The 248-nt window shown below is 50.8% G+C and carries 1 protein-coding gene; it reads right to left on the reverse strand.

Annotated features, from left to right (window positions below):
- A partial coding sequence (locus tag AK963_RS34695) for a hypothetical protein (RefSeq protein ID WP_175404846.1) occupies nt 1–248 on the reverse strand: 248 nt, incomplete at both ends.

A 248-nucleotide genomic window follows, 5' to 3' on the forward strand; every position in this document is an offset into this window, starting at 1 on the left:
GGCTTCGATGGAATCATCACCAAAATAGCCATCCGGGTCAGTGATACTGCCCTGAGCGACTTGGTAGACATAGCTGCCATCGCTGTTGGTATCGTCTTCGTTGATTGCCGTCAGGTTCAGGCTGGCATTGGTATCAACAATGGGTGCGTCGTTGACGGCATTCACCAGAATACCGACAGGTGCAATTTCTGTGCTGAATGCTGTAGTGCCACCATTGGTGGTGGTATCGGTATAGTCTCCAACAACAC

It is taken from the genome of Endozoicomonas atrinae (assembly GCF_001647025.1).
GTDB classification, from domain to species: domain Bacteria; phylum Pseudomonadota; class Gammaproteobacteria; order Pseudomonadales; family Endozoicomonadaceae; genus Endozoicomonas; species Endozoicomonas atrinae.